The following is a 15,276-nucleotide window of genomic DNA, read 5'->3' on the forward strand; positions in this document are numbered from 1 at the left end:
GGCATGTTCGGCTTGCGGTGAGCACGGAGGTTGCGGCCCTGGCTCAAGGTGATCGTTGCGTGTCAGGCGACGGGATGACCACCCAGCTCGGGGTGTGTTCGGCGCTTTGGCTAGCGCTGGGTGGCTTGGCGGTAGGCCGCCAGTGTGGTCTCCGCCGTGCGGCGCCAGGTGAAGCTCGCCGCGTGGGCGCGTCGCTCCACGGACCTCGACGCCAGCGGGGCCTCCGCCACGGCCTCGCGCAGCGCGGTGATCAGGGCGTCCACCTCGCCGTACGGTGCGAACCGCGCGAAGCCGCCCGAGATCTCCCTCAGCGCGGGGATGTCCGAGCACACCACGGGCACGTCCGAGGCCAGCGCCTCCAGCACGGGCAGGCCGAACCCCTCGTCCCGGGACGGGAGCACCAGCGCGGCCGCCCCGGCCATCACGTTGTGCAGGTCCCGTTCGGACAGGTAGCCGAGGCGGCGGCTGCGGGGCGTGCCGGGCGCGGGACCCGGGCCGGAAAACACCAGCGGCGGCAGGTCTTCGGCCGCGGCGTGGGCCTTCAACAACCAGTCCATGCCCTTGCGCGGACCGGCCGCGCCGACGAACAACAGGTACCGCTCCGGCAGCCCGAGGCGTTCGCGCATCGGCTCGTCCGGCGGGCGGCCGGTGAACCACGCCGCGTCCACCCCGAGCGGCGTCACCACGACCTTGTCGCGGTCCACGTCGAGCCGGGTCGCCACCGCGTCCGCCACCGCGGCCGTCGGCGTGCAGATCACGTCGGCGCGGGCGGCGCCGCGGCGCACCAGCTCCGGCAGTTCGCGGTCGCTGGGCGGCAACTCGCCGGGCGCGTCGAGGAACGCCAGATCATGGATGGTCAGGACGCCCGCGGCCCGCACCGCGCCGGGCAGCACGAAGTTCGTCCCGTGCACCACGTCCGCGCGTCCGGCGAACAGCTCGATCGGCGGGAACGTCGACCGCAGCCACGCCTTGCGCAGCATCCGCGCGGCGACCGGCATGCCCCGCGCCCGCGCGCCGTGCGGGAGCACGTAACGCAACCGCCGCCAGCCGCGCAAGGTGAACGCCACCGCACGCATGTCCACATCGGACATCGAAGCGAGCTCTTCGGCCAGTGACGCCGTGTAGCGCCCGATGCCGGTCCGGTCACCCAGCAACGGGGTGCCGTCCAGCAGGACCCGGAGCGCTCGCTCAGCCACGACGGCGGGCTACCTTCCGCACCCGGCCCGCGACCCGCCGCGCCAGCTCCTTCGGGCCGCCGTCGGCGAGGTACTCCTTCACCAGAGCCAGATCCCGCCGCACCGCCTCCGCACCACGCGGCGGCACCTCCGCGGTCAGCGGAGCCGAGCCGATCAGGCGGTCCGCCGCCGGGCGCGGGTCGCGGCAGAACTCCACCAGCGGAGCCAGCGCCGTCGGCCACGCGAACCGCTGCGCCACGACCTCGATCCGCGCGCGGCACTCGGCGGCGAAGTCCTCGTCGTACAGCACCCGCTCCAGCGCGTCGGCCAGCGCGTCGACGTCCTCCGCGGGCACCACGACACCGAGCTTCTCGTCGCGGACCAGGTCGGCGAACGCGTCGCCGTCCGTGGTCACGATCGGCAGCCCCGCCCACAGGTAGTCCAGCACGCGGGTGCGGAACGCGAACGTGGTCTCCACGTGCTCGTAGTGCGTCGTCACGCCGCAGTTCGCGTCGAGCAGCCAGTTCTGCCGCTCACCGAAGGGCACCCACTGCTCGTTGAAGTAGACGTGCTTGTCGGTCAGCCCGAGCCGGTCGGCCAGGTGGATCGTGCGCGCGCCGATGTCCATCTCGGCGACCTCGGGGTTCGGGTGCTTCATCCCGAGGAACACCAGCTTCACGTCCGGCCGCCGCTGCCGCAGCCGGTCGATGGCGTGCACCAGCGTCAGCGGGTCGAACCAGCTGTAGACGCCACCCGCCCACAGCACGACCCGGTCGGCGCCGTCGATGTCCAGCGTTGCCCGCAGGCCAGGACCGGTGCGCACCGGCGGCTCCGGCGACAGGCCGAACGGGACGACCGACAGCAGCGACTGCGTGGTCGGGTCCGCGTCGTACAGCCGCGGCGACAGGCGGCCCAGCGCGGCCAGGTGCCCCAGCCAGAACAGCCGCTGCCGCTCCGAGGCGCACAGGAAGAAGTCACCGCGCAGCAGCTGCGCGTCCAGCACCCGCGTCACCCCGGCCAGATCGGCGGCACGACGGTCGTCCGGCGCGCTCTTGCCCTGCTCCAGCAGCTCTAGGTGCATCGGGTCGTACAGGTCGCAGACCACGATCTTGCTGGAGTCCTGCGCCTTCAGCGCGGGCGCCATCTCCAGCACGTGACCCTGCAGGATCACGATGTCCGCCCACTCGACCGGCTCGGTCAGATCCCGCTTCTTCGCCGCGCTCACCGGGAACGGCGCGGGCGGCGGCGCGGCCAGCGGGTTGACCGTGACCAGGCGCACGTCGTGCTCGGCGGACAGCACGGTGGCGATGTTCCAGGCGCGGATCGCCGGGCCCGCCATGCGGTCGGTGATCGCGTCGCCGGTGATCACCAGGACCTTGCGGCGCTGCCCGAACACGGCCTCGATGCCGAAGACGTCGGCCAGGATGTCGTGCGCGTCCAGGTAACGCGGCAGGGGATAGGCCGGCTCCATCGCCTTGCGCATGAGCGGGATCAGGTCGGCGTCGGTGCGCACGCGCGCGGCCTGCTCGGCGGCGCGCGACTCGGCCAGCGACGGCAGCAGCTCGACGAACTGGTCGATGGCCAGCACCCCGGCGAGCGTGGTGCGCGGGATCGCCACCGGCGCGGTCTCGACCGGGCCGGCCTTGGCGAGGTCCAGCTGCGTCGGGTCCAGCTCGCCCCGGGCGGTGGCGCGGCGCACGGCCAGCGCCAGCGCGGCGGGCAGCACCTTCGCGAGCGTCTCGTCGGAGAGGTTCTTGTAGAGGGCGGCGAGAGCGTTGCGCTCCAACAGGAACGTCTCCCGGCCGGTGTCCGGGGCGTCCACTTCGGACATCGTGCCGTGGTGGCGGTGGTAGGCCACCGACTCCGGCACGTACCGCACGCGCCAGCCGCGCAGGTTGAGCCGCCAGCCCAGGTCGACGTCCTCGTAGAACATGAAGAAGCGCTCGTCGAACCCGCCGAGCGCATGGAACACCTCGGCGCGCACGAACATCGCCGAGCCGGTGGCGAACAACACGTCCTTGGCGACGTCGTGCTCGCCGGGCGCGACGTCGGCCAGCGGACCGCCGGCGTGCCGCTTGTAGCCCATGCCGAACCAGGTCAGGCCGGCGTCCACGAAGTCCACGCCGGTGCCGTCCCAGTCCAGGACCTTGCTGGCCACGGCGGCGACCGTCGGCTCGGCGCGCAGCACGTCGACCGCCGCCTTCGCCCACGCGGCGTCCGGGCGGGCGTCGTTGTTGAGGAACGCGAGCACGCTGCCGCGGGCGTGCCGGGCGCCGAGGTTGCAGCCGCCCGCGAAGCCGGTGTTGGCGCCGGACTCGATCACCCGCGCGTCGCCGGCCGCGGCCTTGATGCGCGCGACGTCGTCACCGCCCGAGGCGTTGTCGACGACCAGCACCTCGAGCTCCGGGTAGTCGAGGTCCTCGCGCAGGGCGCGCAGGCAGGCGATCGTGTGCTCCGCGCCCCGGTAGTTCACCAAGATCACCGAGACCAGCGGCAGTGGTGTGTCCCCCTGGACCAACGCCCGACCTCCGTACTCGCCGTATGTCCGGAGAGACTATCGGGAGGTCCAGGCCGCCCAGACCGCGCCTCGGGAGACGGTCGAGCGGCGCGTGATCGACTTCCGCGCGGCCAGCGCGCCGGGCAGCCGGAGGACCACTTCGCCGAGCACGCGGCACCGCAGGCCCAGGCGGAAATTGGGCGCTTCGGGCACGTTCCGCTTGATCGGCAGCAGGGCGGTGATCGCGGCGAACCGGGCCAGTTCGCGGGCGGCGATCCCGGCGGGGGCGCACCGCAGGAGGGTGAGCAGGCGGTTGCGTTCGTTCCACTGGTGGAAGCTCTCGGATCCCGGGTTCGTGCTGGCGCCGTGCCGGTGTGTGACACGGGCCGTGGTGACCGTCACGATGTCGTGCCCGGCCAGCCGCAGCCGCCACGCGGTGTCGGTGTCCTCGTAGTAGCAGAAGAAGCTCGCCGGCACCCCGCCCACTTCGCGAAGCGTGCGGGTGCGGATCAGCGCGGCGCCGCCGCAGAAGCCGAAGGCCGGGGTCTCCGTGGTGTCGTAGCCGTGGCCGTCCGGGGTGAGGTTCACGCCGAGGGATTGGACCTGTCCGTCGACGTGTTCCAGGCGCGACCCGGCGGCCGCGGCGTCGCCGATGTGGTCCTCCAGCTCGGCGAGCCAGTCGGGGGCGGGGGCGGCGTCGTCGTTGAGCCACACGGTGAATTCGGTGTCCACTTCGGACAGCGCGTGTGCCGTGGCGCCCGCGTAGCCGACGTTGCGGGGCAGGCGGACAACCTCCGGCGCGGACGGGTGCGTGGCCAGCAGGCGGGCGGTGCCGTCGTCGGAGGCGTTGTCGATCACGAGCAGCCGGTGCGGGCGCGTCTGGGCGGCGAGGGCGTCCAGGCAGGCGGTGACGTGCGCGGCGCCGCGCCAGGTGACCACCACGACGGTGCTGCGGATCGGCACACCGGGAGAATACGGGCCGTGCCGGAACTCGTGGTCATCGCCGAGCAGTTGCTCGCGCCCGTGCCGGGCGGGACGGGCCGCTACACCGCGGAGCTGCTGCGCGCGCTGGCCGAGACTGCGCCGCCCGGGTGGACGGTGTCGGCCGTCACCGCGCGGCACGCGGAAGGGTTGCCGGGCGCGCGGATGCTGCCGTTGCCGCCGCGGGCGCTGGTCGCGGCGTGGCAGGCCGGGCTGCCGTACTGGCCGGGTGGGGACGCGGTGCACGCGCCGACCCCGCTGGCCCCGGCGCGGGTGCCGCGCGGCCGGACGTTGTCGGTGACCGTGCACGACACCGTCCCGTGGACGCACCCGGAAACGCTGACGCCGCGCGGGGTGCGCTGGCACCGCGCGGTGATCGCGCGCGCGGCCCGGCGTGCTTCGGGGCTCGTCGTGCCGACGCGGGCGGTGGCGGACGACCTGCGCGCGCGGGTGCCGGTCGAGGTGCCGGTGACCGTGGCCGGGCACGGCGCGGCGGACGTGTTCACCCGCGACGACCTGCCCGAAGTGGACGTGCCGGATCGGTACGTGCTGGCGATCGGGACCATCGAGCCGCGCAAGGGGATCGACGTCCTGGTCGAGGCGGTGGCGCGGCTCGGCGTGCCGCTGCTGCTCGCGGGGCAGCCGGGCTGGGGTGGTCTGGACCCGGTCGCGATGGCCGGGGACCGGGCGGACGTGCGGGTTCTGGGGCGGTTGAACGACGTTTCGCTCGCCGCGGTGCTGCGGCGCGCGTCCGTGCTGGCGGCGCCGAGCGTCGCGGAGGGGTTCGGGTTGCCGGTGCTGGAGGCGATGGCCGCCGGGGTGCCGGTGGTGCACTCGGACACTCCGGCGCTGGTCGAGGTCGCCGGGGGAGCGGGAGTGGAGTTCCCGCGCGGGGACGCGGCGGCGCTGGCAGCGGCGTTGCAGGAGGTGTTGTCCAGTCCGGAACTCGCGGCTGACCTGGTCGCTCGCGGACGGGCGCGGGCGGCGTCGTTCTCCTGGGCGGGCGCGGCGCGGGCTGTGTGGGCGGTTCACGACCGCACCACTTCGTGAGTTCCTGACCACCGCGATCCCGATCAGCCGTACCCTGCACGAGTGGGAAGAGGCGAACCCAGCGTCCTGATCGATGCCACGGCCGTGCCGGCGGACCGGGGCGGGGTCGGGCGCTACGTGGACTCGCTGGTCGCGGCGCTGGACGAAGGCGGCGCGCCGATCACCGTGGTCTGCCAGCCGCGTGACTTCCGGCTCTTCGACCGGCTCGCGCCGCGCTCGCGGGTCGTCCCGGCGGTCCAGTCCACCGCCACGCGCACCGCGCGGCTGATCTGGGAGCAGACGACGCTGCCGTCGCTGGCGCGGCGGCTCGGGGTGGACGTGGTGCACTCGCCGCACTACACGATGCCCCTGGCTGGGCCGTCGGCGTCGGTGGTGACGTTGCACGACGCGACGTTCTTCACCGACGCGGTGCTGCACTCGTCGGTGAAGGCGCGGTTCTTCCGCGGGTGGACGCGGACGGCGTTGCAGCGGGCGACGTTGTGCGTGGTGCCGTCGAAGGCGACCGCGTCGGAGCTGGCGCGGGTGGCCCGTCCGCGGCGGCAGCCGGAGATCATCGAGCACGGGGTCGATGTGGAGCGCTTCCACCCGCCGACGCCGGACGAGGTGCGGGCCGCGCGGGCGGCGATCGGCCTGGAGCGGATGCCGTACGTGGCGTTCCTGGGGGCGCTGGAGCCGCGGAAGAACGTGCCCGCGTTGATCCGGGGTTTCGTGAAGGCGGTGGAGAACCGGCCCGACCCGCCCGCGCTCGTGCTGGCCGGCCAGCCGGGCTGGGACACGCAGGTGGAGAAGGCGCTGGCGGCGGCGCCGTTGCGGCTGCGGGTGATCCGGGCCGGGTACCTGCCGTTCGACTCGCTGGCGGGTTTCCTCGGCGGGGCGGAGCTGGTGGCCTACCCGAGCCTCGGTGAGGGCTTCGGACTGCCGGTCCTGGAGGCGATGGCCTGTGGGGCCTGCGTGCTCACCACCCGGCGCCTGTCGCTACCCGAGGTAGGCGGCGACGCGGTCGCGTACTGCGGCGTCGGCCCCGGCGACGTGGCGGTGGCGCTGGGCGAACTGCTGGACGACCCCGCCCGCCGGGCGTCCCTCGCATCGGCCGCCCAGAGGCGCGCGAAGGAATTCTCGTGGGCCACGAGCGCCGACAAGCACCGCGAGGCGTACGCGAAGGCGTGGCACCTGCACAAGCGGGAGCAGTAGCCGTTGGACGGTGTTCGGCCGGATGGGGTATAGTCATTGACGCGAGGCCCCCGTAGGGCCGAGAAGTGAGCCCGTGACGCGTCCGGACGGTCGTCTCACGGGCTTTGCGCTGTCTAGACCTCGGTCACCTTCGTCACCACCGGCATGATCCGGCGTCGCCAGTCGCCGCCCGCGCCGTAGCACCACGCCACGGCGTCCGGGATCCACAGCAGGGGAGTGCCGGCCGAGTTCAGGTGCTCGTAGGTGATGTTCGTGTCGGCGGGGCGGCGGCCGAGGGTTCGGTAGATCGTCGTCCGGTCGTGCCTGTCGCGGAGGTCGCGGCTGTCGAACACCAGCCGGTGCGCGTTGAGGTCCATGAGGTCCCGCACGGCCCGCTCGAGGCAGCGTTGCCGGTCCTGCTCCTCGGTCTTGGGCGTCCTGCCGGTCGCGTAGATGTAGGTCGTGACGGGCAGGCCCGCGATCCGGTCGGCGAGCAGCCGTCGGCGCGGCGGCTTCTCGGTCTTGAAGTGCAACTCGCGCTGACCCGGCAGGAGCAGCGTCGTGAGCTGCTTGCGGGCAGGCGAGAGCTGCGCGGGATCCACGACCGCGACACAGATGAGGTAGGTCTGCGCCCGGGCGGATTCGTCGATGAAGGCGTGAACCGGCACCAAGCCATCTTGGACGAGCAGTACACGCACGACTGCGCGCGGTAGCGGACTGCCGCGGCAGCGAACCGAGGGGTGCCTGCCCCGTCGCGCTCCGTAGTGGGGGCACAATGGCCCGCGTGACCGAGCCGAGCCGTTACGGCGACGGGGTCGCCGTGGTTGTCGTGACGTACTTCCCCGGTGAGGACCTCGACCGCTTCCTCGACAGCCTCGAAAAGGCGACCACCCGCGACGTCCACGTGGTCGTCGCCGACAACGACTCGACCGACGACGCCCTCGACCGGGCCGAGAAGCGCAAGAACACCCACGTCCTGCGCATCGGCGAGAACCTCGGCTACGGCGGAGGCGCCAACCGCGGCGTGGCGACCCTCGACGACAGCTACGGCTGGATCGTCATCGCCAACCCGGACCTCGAGTGGGAGCCCGGCTCGCTGGACACGCTCGTCGAGGCCGCGCAGCGCTGGCCCCGCGGCGGCGCCTTCGGCCCGCTCATCCGCGACCCCGACGGCACCGTCTACCCCTCCGCCCGCCTGCTGCCCTCGCTCGGCCGCGGCGTCGGCCACGCCGTCTTCGGCAAGATCTGGCCGGCGAACCCGTGGACCCGCGCCTACCGCCAGGAACACGCCGCCCCTGCCGAACGCACTTCCGGCTGGCTGTCCGGCTCGTGCCAGCTGATCCGCCGCGAGGCCTGGGACTCGGTCGGCGGCTTCGACACCCGCTACTTCATGTACTTCGAGGACGTCGACCTCGGCGACCGCATCGGCCGCGCCGGCTGGCACAACGTGTACGTGCCCTCCGCGGCGGTCACGCACATCGGCGGCAAGGCCACGTCCCGCGCGCCGAAGAAGATGCTGGCCGCCCACCACGACAGCGCTTACCGCTACCTCGCCGACCGCCACCGCGGCCTGGCCTGGAAGCCGGTGCTCGCCGCGGTGAAGCTCGGCCTCAAGCTGCGCCTGAAGTTCGAGACGCGCGGCAAGTAGTCACAGACCTTCCAGCCGCCGCGCGAAATCGGAGTTCCCGGTCTGCGTCTTGGTCGTCGGCACCAGGCCGTCGACCTCTTCCTCGGGCTGCACCGGCGTCATGTTCACGTGGGTGTCCGGTTTCGACGCGGCGAGGCTGCCCTGCACCGACTCGATCACCGACGACGGCACCACGGCCGTCGTGTCCGGGTCGTCGTTGTCGATCTCGTTGACCACGTTCCGCGGGATCTGCTGGGTGGTCGAAGCGTCCATCGGCGAGGTCGCGGCGTCCGGCGTCACGACGAACGCGCCACGGGACTGTGCCCTGGCCAGCAGAGCATCCGCTCGATCGCGGGGGTCCATCCCCTAGGCCTCCCGACTTCGACGTGGGCCCTCTCCGAACGGGGCCCTCCGTGTGCTGTCTAGGGTAGGCCCTCCGGGCCGTCGCCGTCATTGTTTCCCGCGGCTTGTCGCCCACCGGAGCGTGATAACGGGAAGGATTTTCGAGGTGACATCGGAGCTTGATGTCGATGCCGTGGTGCTCGTCGGCGGTAAGGGAACCCGCCTGCGGCCGTTGACCCTGTCCGCCCCGAAACCGATGCTGCCCACGGCGGGCGTGCCGTTCCTGACCCACCTGCTGTCCCGCATCCGCGCCGCGGGGATCCGGCACGTGGTGCTCGGCACGTCCTATCGCGCCGAGGTGTTCGAGGAGCACTTCGGCGACGGCGCGTCGCTGGGGCTGGAACTGGAGTACGTCGTCGAGGACGAGCCGCTGGACACCGGCGGCGCCATCCGCAACGTGGCGGACCACCTGCGCGCCGACCACGCCGTGATCTTCAACGGCGACATCCTGTCCGGCGCGGACCTGCGCGCGCTGGTCCAGACCCATCTGGACACGAGCGCCGACGTGACGCTCCACCTGCAGCGCGTCGAGGACCCGAGCCGCTTCGGCTCGGTGCCCACCGACGCCGACGGCCGCGTCACCGCCTTCCTGGAGAAGACCCCGAACCCGCCGACCGACCAGATCAACGCGGGTTGCTACGTGTTCCGCCGCCCGGTGCTGGAGTCGATCCCGGCGGGCCGCCGCGTGTCGGTCGAGCGCGAAACCTTCCCCGGTCTGCTGGAGGGCGGCGCGCACCTGCACGGGTTCGTCGACGCCTCCTACTGGCTCGACGTCGGCACGCCGGAGGCGTTCGTGCGTGGCAGCGCGGACCTGGTGCGCGGGCTCGCCCCCACCTCGGCGCTGCCCGGCCCGGCCGGCGAGGCCCTGGTCCTGGACGGCGCGGAGGTCGCCGCGGACGCGACCGTCACCGGCGGCTCGACGGTCGGCGCGGGGGCGCACGTCGCGTCCGGCGCGCGGATCAGCGGGTCGGTGCTGTTCGACCGGGTGTCCGTGGCGGAGAATGCGGTCGTGGAGAACTCCGTGCTGGGTGTGGGCGCGCGCGTCGGCAAGGGCGCGGTGCTCAAGGGCGTCGTCCTCGGAGACGGCGCGGTCGTCGGCGCCGGCTGCGAGCTGCTCGACGGTGCCCGCGTGTGGCCGGACGTGACCCTGCCCGACGGTTCGATCCGGTTCTCCAGCGACGCGTGATGCGTTACCGCCCGCCCTTCACCCTCGACCTCGACGCGGTCCTCCGGCCGTTGCGCCGGGGCAAGGGCGATCCGTGCCTGCGGGCGGACGACTACGGCCGGACGTGGCTGACCGGCAACACCGCCGACGGCCCGGGAACGCTGGCGCTGCGGCGGTTGCCGGACGGCGAGATCGAGGCCGCGGCGTGGGGCCCGGGGGCGGACCGGCTGCTCGACGGCGTGCCCGCGCTGGTCGGCGCCGAGGACGACGACAGCGGGTTCGTCTCGCACCACGACCGCATCGCCGAGGTGCGGCGCCGCATGCCCGGGCTGCGCCTCGGCTCGACCGGCCGGGTGTGGGACGTGCTGGTGCCCGCCGTGCTGGAGCAGAAGGTCACCGGGTTCGAGGCGCGCCGGTCGTGGCGGGAGCTGTGCCGGTGGTTCGGCGAACCGGCGCCCGGCCCGGCCCCGGCGGGGATGCGGGTGCCGCCGACGCCGGCGGCCGTGCTGTCCATTCCGGACTGGACGTGGCACCGCGCCGGGGTGGACCACAGCAGGCGGAAGGCGCTGATCTTCGCGGCGCAGGTGGCGCACCGGCTGGAGAAGGCGGTGGAGCTGCGGGGCGCCGAGGGGCGGGCGTGGCTGCGGAAGGTGCCGGGCATCGGGGTGTGGACCGCGTCGGAGATCGCGCAGCGCGCCTGGGGCGACCCGGACGCGGTCAGCTTCGGCGACTTCCACATCCCGGCCGTGGTCGGGTACGCGCTGGTGGGCGAGCCCCTGGACGACGAGGGCATGGCGGAGGTGCTGGCGCCCTACGCGCCGCAGCGGCAGCGCGCGGTGCGTTACCTGGAGGCGGGTGGTTTCTCGCGGCCGCGTTTTGGGCCGAGGTTTTCGCCGAGGGATTATCGCGCGATGTGACGCGCGGGGTGTGGGCGCTGTTTGGTGCTTCGTGGCGCGGTGATCGCGGCGGGCGGTGCGCTGTCCGGGGGCGGGTGGTTTGTCGCGGCCGCGCGTCGGGCCGAGGTTTCGCTGCGCGATGTGACCCGCGCCCGAGCGCGGAACTCGCGCGCCCCAGCGCGGAACTCGCACACTCCAGCGTCGGACTCGCGAGCTTGGGAGCGTTCCACATTGCTGCGCGCGAGCGCGGCGTGAGGCTGCGTCAGTGGGCGAGCGCGGCGCGGACGATCTTCAGCGCCTCTTCCCCCGACAACCCCAAAGCCCGCGTCACCGCCGCATACGTCTCGGCCGCCTCGCGGGCTCGCGAAAGCGACTCGTCGCCTGAGGAGGCCACGAACGAACCCGCCCGGCCGCGCGTTTCGATCAGGCCGGCCTCCTCCAGCTCGCGGTAGGCGCGGGCGATCGTGTTCGGCGCGATGCCCAGCTCCTCCGCCAGCCCGCGCACCGTCGGCAGCTTCGTGCCCACCGCGAGCGCGCCGGAGTTGATCTGGCGCGCCAGCCCGGACCGCACCTGCTCGTACGGCGGCACCGCGGACGCCGGGTCGACCGAGACGATCATTCGCATGCCGCCGCGATCAGCTCGGTCAGGTCCTCCGAACCGGGCGGCAACGCGGTCAGCGGCCACCACCGCAGGTCGTCCGACTCTTCGCTGCGCACCGGGGACGCACCCTCCGGCGCCACGACCACGAACCGCACGTCGAAGTGCCGCGTCGGCACCCCGAGCGAGCACGTGATCGGGTGCACGTCCAGGTGCACCGGCTCCGCCGAGATCGTCAGCCCGCTCATCCCGGACTCCTCCGACGCCTCCCGCAACGCGGCCGCCGCCAGCGAGGTGTCCGAATCCTCGCAATGCCCGCCCAGCTGCAACCACCGCCCGACCCGCGGGTGCAGCGTCAGCAGCACGTTCGACCGGGAAGCGTCCAGCACCACGGCCGACGCGGTGATGTGCCCGGCCGCGCACGACCGGCGGCACGCGTCCTCCCGCGCGGCGAGGAAACCCAGGAACGCGTGCCGCAGCGCCTCCTGCCCGGCCGTCCCCGGCTGCCACTTCTCCAGCGTCTCGACCACGTCGGTGTGGAGGTTCACAGCTCGACCAGCCCGTCCAGCGCCGGTGAGCGCGGCGCCGCGGGTCCACCGGCGGGGTGCCCGATCGCCACCGCGCCCAGCGGCTGCCACGACGGCTCCAGCCCGAGCACCTCACGCACCACGTCGGCCGCGAAGATCGTCGACCCGATCCAGCACGAGCCGAGGTCCTCCGCCGCCAGCGCCACCAGCAGCCCCTGCACCGCGGCCCCGCCGGCGACGGTGAACATCGTGCGCTCGCAGGCGTTGCGCCGCTCGTCCGGATACGTGTGCGCGCCGTCCGGCACCAGGAACGGGATCACCACCTCCGGCGCCTCGAACAGGATGTCGCCGCGGGAAACCCGCTTCGCGATCTGCTCCTCGGTGAACGCGTCACGGGACAGGTCCGCCCGCCACGCCTCGCGCATCGCCTCCAGCAGCTTCGTCCGCAACCCGCGGTCGCGAAGCCACACGAACCGCACCGGCCGCGTGTGGTGCGGCGCGGGCGCGGTCAGCCCGGCCCCGATCGCGCGGCGCAGCGCGTCGGCGTCGACTGGCTCGTCGGTGAACGACCGCATCGACCGGCGCACCAGCACCGCCTCGCGACGGCCCTGCGCGATCGCCTCACGCGTGCCGAGGGAGAACATGTCCTCCTCCGACGGCCGCACCAGCTTCCGCGCGTCCGACCCGTCGTCGGCGATCTCCAGCCCGCGCACGACCGCGACCGGCGTCGCGGTCAGCTTGCCCTTCACCAGGTCCGCGGCCGCGGCGATCTCGTCGGCCACCGCGATCTCGGTGACCTGCAGCTCGTTGCCCTGCCCGTCGACCTCGCCCTCGTAGGAGTGCAGCACGCGCAACCCGCTGGCGCCGATGGCGTTGTCGGTCTGGCCGACCCGCCACGCCCGGCCCATCGTGTCGGTGATGACCACCGCGACCTCGACACCCAGCCGCTCGCGCAATCCGTTGCGCAGGGCCAACGCCGCCGCGTCCGGGTCGGCGGGCAGCAGCGCGATCTCGTCACCGTTCACATTGGACGCGTCCACGCCCGAGGCGGCCTGCACGATCCCGATCCGGTTCTGCGTGATGAGGGTCCGGTTGAACCGGGCCAGCACCCGCACCGACTCCTGCTCGACCAGCTCGCGCCGGGCCGCGTCCCGTGCCTCCGGGTCGCTGGGGACGCGCACCAGCCGTCCCTCGATCTTCGACACGACCTTGCTGGTGACCACGACGACGTCGCCGGAGCGCAGCCACGGCGCGGCGGTCGCGATCGCGCCGGTCAGGTCGTCGCCCGGCCGGAACTCCGGCAGGCCCTGGACCGGCAGGATCTCCAGTCGTGCGGCGGAGTGGTCACTCAACTTCGGCTCCCGCGAGTTCGAGCGCGGCGCGCGCCATGGCCGCGGTCGCGTCCACATCGGACATCAGCAGCGGCACCGCCCGCACCGCGACGCCCGGCACGTGCACGGTTTCGCCCTCGGCCACCAGCCACCCGTCGAGCAGCCCGTCCTCCGACGTCTGCCGCGACCCGTAGTGGATGCCGACCGCCTCGGCCGACGTCTCCACCCCGATCGCGCTCAGGCACGCGTCGGCCATGCCGCGCACGGGTTTGCCGCTGATGATCGGCGACACGCCGACCACCCCGGCCTCGGTCTTGCGCAGCGCCTCCGTCACGCCCGGCACGGCGAGCACGGTGCCCACCGAGACGACCGGGTTGGACGGTGCGAACAGGACCGCGTCGGCCTCCCCGATCGCGTCCAGCACGCCCGGCGCCGGCTTGGCCTCCTCGACACCGACCGGCACGATCGAATGCGCCTGCGGCTCCGCCCGGTAGCGCACCCACCACTCCTGGAAGTGGATCGCCTTGCGGCTGCCCGGCTCGTCCGGGTCGTCGATGACGACGTGCGTCTCGACCCGGTCGTCGGTCATCGGCAGCAGCCGCACGCCGGGCTGCCACCGGTCGCACAGCGCCTCGGTGACCGCCGACAGCGGGTAGCCCGCGCGCAGCATGCGGGTGCGGATCAGGTGGGTGGCGATGTCCTTGTCGCCGAGGCCGAACCAGGTCGGCTCGGCGCCGTAGGCCGCCAGCTCCTCCTTGACCACCCAGGTCTCGCCCTGGTGCCCCCACCCGCGTTCGGTGTCGATGCCACCGCCGAGCGTGTACATGCAAGTGTCCAGGTCCGGCGCGATCCGCAGGCCGTGCATCCACACGTCGTCGCCGGTGTTCACCACCGCGGTGATCTCGTGCGTCGAGTCCCCAGGGCCGATCGGGGGCAGACCCAGCGCGGCTTTCACTCCGAGCAGGAAGCGGGCGCCGCCCACCCCGCCGACAACTACGACAACCTTCACAGCGAGCGATCCTCGCACGCCCGGGGTCCCGGAACCCAGTACCGGTACCTGTGGTGCTCGGTGAACCCGAGCCGGTCGTAGAACGCCAGCGCCCCGGCGTTGTCCACGGCGACCTGGAGCACGGCGCGCGCCGCCCCGCGCTCGGCCGCCCATGGCCCGCAGGCGGCCATCAACGCCGAGGCCAGGCCGCGACGGCGGTACCCGGGGCGGACGGCGAGCCGGGCGATGTGGAGCACGTCGTCGACCACCGCCGCACGCACCGCACCGGCTGTGACTCCCATCACTTCGGCGACCGCGTAGCCGATTTCGCCGGTGGTCAGCACGTGCCGCTCGGCGTCCGTCGGCTCTTCTCGTCCGACGGTCAGCTCCCACCAGCCCGCGGTCGGCGCGGCGAGGACGGGTACCTCGTCGGCGCCCGTGCCGAGCGGGCCGGTGAGGACGGACACCAGGTGCCCGGCCGCGTGACCGGTGTTCGGCACCCAGCCCGCGGCCGCGATCGCGCGCTCGTTCGCGCTGCCGACGACCGTGTGGGCGACCGGCGGAATGCCGTGGGCGTGGGCGAAGTCACAAACGGCCGTCAGCGCGCTCTCGACCGGCACTCCCGGGTCGCCGACGGCCAGTGCGCTGTTGGCGCGTCCGGTGAACCCGCCCGCGGCGCGAAGCCGCCAGTCACCGATCTTGTCCACGGTCACCGCGGGCCAGGCGTCGGCGCAGCGGAGCTCGAGCGTCTCGGAGGAGTCCACGTCCCCATTGTGCTCGCGGATCCCCGGATTAAGGGTGGCCTTACTTTGGAAGGTCCGCGCATCGGCGCGTAATGTCCAGGATCGGTAGTGGATCCTTGGACCTAG

The 15,276-nt window shown here is 73.2% G+C and carries 15 protein-coding genes; 5 read left to right on the plus strand and 10 right to left on the minus strand.

Annotated elements, in window-relative coordinates:
* Window positions 1-110: 110 nt before the first annotated feature.
* From L2C96_RS38990 to L2C96_RS39000, 3 genes are read right to left on the minus strand one after another with little or no spacing between them, the layout of a single operon-like run.
* The gene (locus L2C96_RS38990; protein WP_237339678.1) at window positions 111-1,196 is read right to left on the minus strand and encodes a glycosyltransferase family 4 protein; all 1,086 of its coding nucleotides are present in this window, start codon (window positions 1,194-1,196) and stop codon (window positions 111-113) included.
* Window positions 1,189-3,693 carry a glycosyltransferase gene (locus tag L2C96_RS38995; protein WP_237339679.1) on the minus strand — a complete coding sequence of 835 codons (2,505 nt, stop codon included), beginning with the start codon at window positions 3,691-3,693 and terminating at the stop codon, window positions 1,189-1,191. The genes L2C96_RS38990 and L2C96_RS38995 overlap by 8 nt, the downstream gene beginning before the upstream one ends.
* A gap of 36 nt (window positions 3,694-3,729) precedes the next feature.
* The gene (locus L2C96_RS39000; RefSeq protein WP_237339680.1) at window positions 3,730-4,635 is read right to left on the minus strand and encodes a glycosyltransferase family 2 protein; all 906 of its coding nucleotides are present in this window, start codon (window positions 4,633-4,635) and stop codon (window positions 3,730-3,732) included.
* 18 nt (window positions 4,636-4,653) lie between these two features.
* Here L2C96_RS39000 and L2C96_RS39005 point away from each other — a divergent pair, with 18 nt between their 5' ends.
* Together L2C96_RS39005 and L2C96_RS39010 are read left to right on the plus strand one after the other, a co-directional pair.
* Complete coding sequence (locus tag L2C96_RS39005) at window positions 4,654-5,703, plus strand: glycosyltransferase family 4 protein (protein ID WP_237339681.1); 1,050 nt, start codon at window positions 4,654-4,656, stop codon at window positions 5,701-5,703.
* 42 nt (window positions 5,704-5,745) lie between these two features.
* Window positions 5,746-6,894 carry a glycosyltransferase family 4 protein gene (locus L2C96_RS39010; RefSeq protein ID WP_039791797.1) on the plus strand — a complete coding sequence of 383 codons (1,149 nt, stop codon included), beginning with the start codon at window positions 5,746-5,748 and terminating at the stop codon, window positions 6,892-6,894.
* 113 nt (window positions 6,895-7,007) lie between these two features.
* Here the strand turns inward: L2C96_RS39010 and L2C96_RS39015 are convergent, their stop codons facing one another.
* Window positions 7,008-7,541, minus strand: coding sequence for a hypothetical protein (locus L2C96_RS39015; RefSeq protein ID WP_237339682.1), 534 nt, complete (start codon window positions 7,539-7,541; stop codon window positions 7,008-7,010).
* A gap of 107 nt (window positions 7,542-7,648) precedes the next feature.
* On the opposite strand from L2C96_RS39015, the gene L2C96_RS39020 reads away from it, so the two are divergent.
* Window positions 7,649-8,521, plus strand: a complete 873-nt coding sequence (locus L2C96_RS39020) for a glycosyltransferase family 2 protein (protein ID WP_020420973.1) — start codon at window positions 7,649-7,651, stop codon at window positions 8,519-8,521.
* On the opposite strand, the gene L2C96_RS39025 is transcribed toward L2C96_RS39020, so the two are convergent.
* A complete protein-coding gene (locus L2C96_RS39025; protein WP_027932423.1) occupies window positions 8,522-8,863 on the minus strand; it encodes a hypothetical protein in 342 nt (113 codons plus the stop codon).
* A gap of 145 nt (window positions 8,864-9,008) precedes the next feature.
* Between L2C96_RS39025 and manB the strand changes: the two genes are divergently transcribed.
* A complete protein-coding gene (manB, locus tag L2C96_RS39030; protein WP_027936288.1) occupies window positions 9,009-10,088 on the plus strand; it encodes a mannose-1-phosphate guanylyltransferase in 1,080 nt (359 codons plus the stop codon).
* The gene (locus L2C96_RS39035; RefSeq protein ID WP_020420970.1) at window positions 10,088-10,984 is read left to right on the plus strand and encodes a DNA-3-methyladenine glycosylase family protein; all 897 of its coding nucleotides are present in this window, start codon (window positions 10,088-10,090) and stop codon (window positions 10,982-10,984) included. Before manB ends, L2C96_RS39035 begins: the two co-directional genes overlap by 1 nt.
* 241 nt (window positions 10,985-11,225) lie before the next feature.
* Here L2C96_RS39035 and L2C96_RS39040 read toward each other — a convergent pair whose 3' ends face one another.
* The 5 genes from L2C96_RS39040 to L2C96_RS39060 are packed head-to-tail and all read right to left on the minus strand — an operon-like array spanning window position 11,226 to window position 15,171.
* The gene (locus L2C96_RS39040; RefSeq protein WP_020420969.1) at window positions 11,226-11,582 is read right to left on the minus strand and encodes a GntR family transcriptional regulator; all 357 of its coding nucleotides are present in this window, start codon (window positions 11,580-11,582) and stop codon (window positions 11,226-11,228) included.
* Window positions 11,579-12,109, minus strand: a complete 531-nt coding sequence (locus L2C96_RS39045; protein WP_020420968.1) for an NUDIX hydrolase — start codon at window positions 12,107-12,109, stop codon at window positions 11,579-11,581. Before L2C96_RS39045 ends, L2C96_RS39040 begins: the two co-directional genes overlap by 4 nt.
* Window positions 12,106-13,440: a coenzyme F420-0:L-glutamate ligase gene (locus L2C96_RS39050; RefSeq protein ID WP_237339683.1), complete on the minus strand. Its 1,335-nt coding sequence runs from the start codon at window positions 13,438-13,440 to the stop codon at window positions 12,106-12,108. The genes L2C96_RS39045 and L2C96_RS39050 overlap by 4 nt, the downstream gene beginning before the upstream one ends.
* Entirely contained in the window at window positions 13,433-14,428 is a 996-nt protein-coding gene (gene cofD / locus L2C96_RS39055; RefSeq protein ID WP_027936287.1) for a 2-phospho-L-lactate transferase, read from the minus strand. The genes L2C96_RS39050 and cofD overlap by 8 nt, the downstream gene beginning before the upstream one ends.
* Window positions 14,425-15,171: a GNAT family N-acetyltransferase gene (locus L2C96_RS39060; RefSeq protein WP_237339684.1), complete on the minus strand. Its 747-nt coding sequence runs from the start codon at window positions 15,169-15,171 to the stop codon at window positions 14,425-14,427. Before L2C96_RS39060 ends, cofD begins: the two co-directional genes overlap by 4 nt.
* Window positions 15,172-15,276: the final 105 nt, after the last annotated feature.

The sequence above is a fragment of the Amycolatopsis tucumanensis genome, assembly GCF_021654135.1.
Lineage (GTDB): Bacteria > Actinomycetota > Actinomycetes > Mycobacteriales > Pseudonocardiaceae > Amycolatopsis_E > Amycolatopsis_E tucumanensis.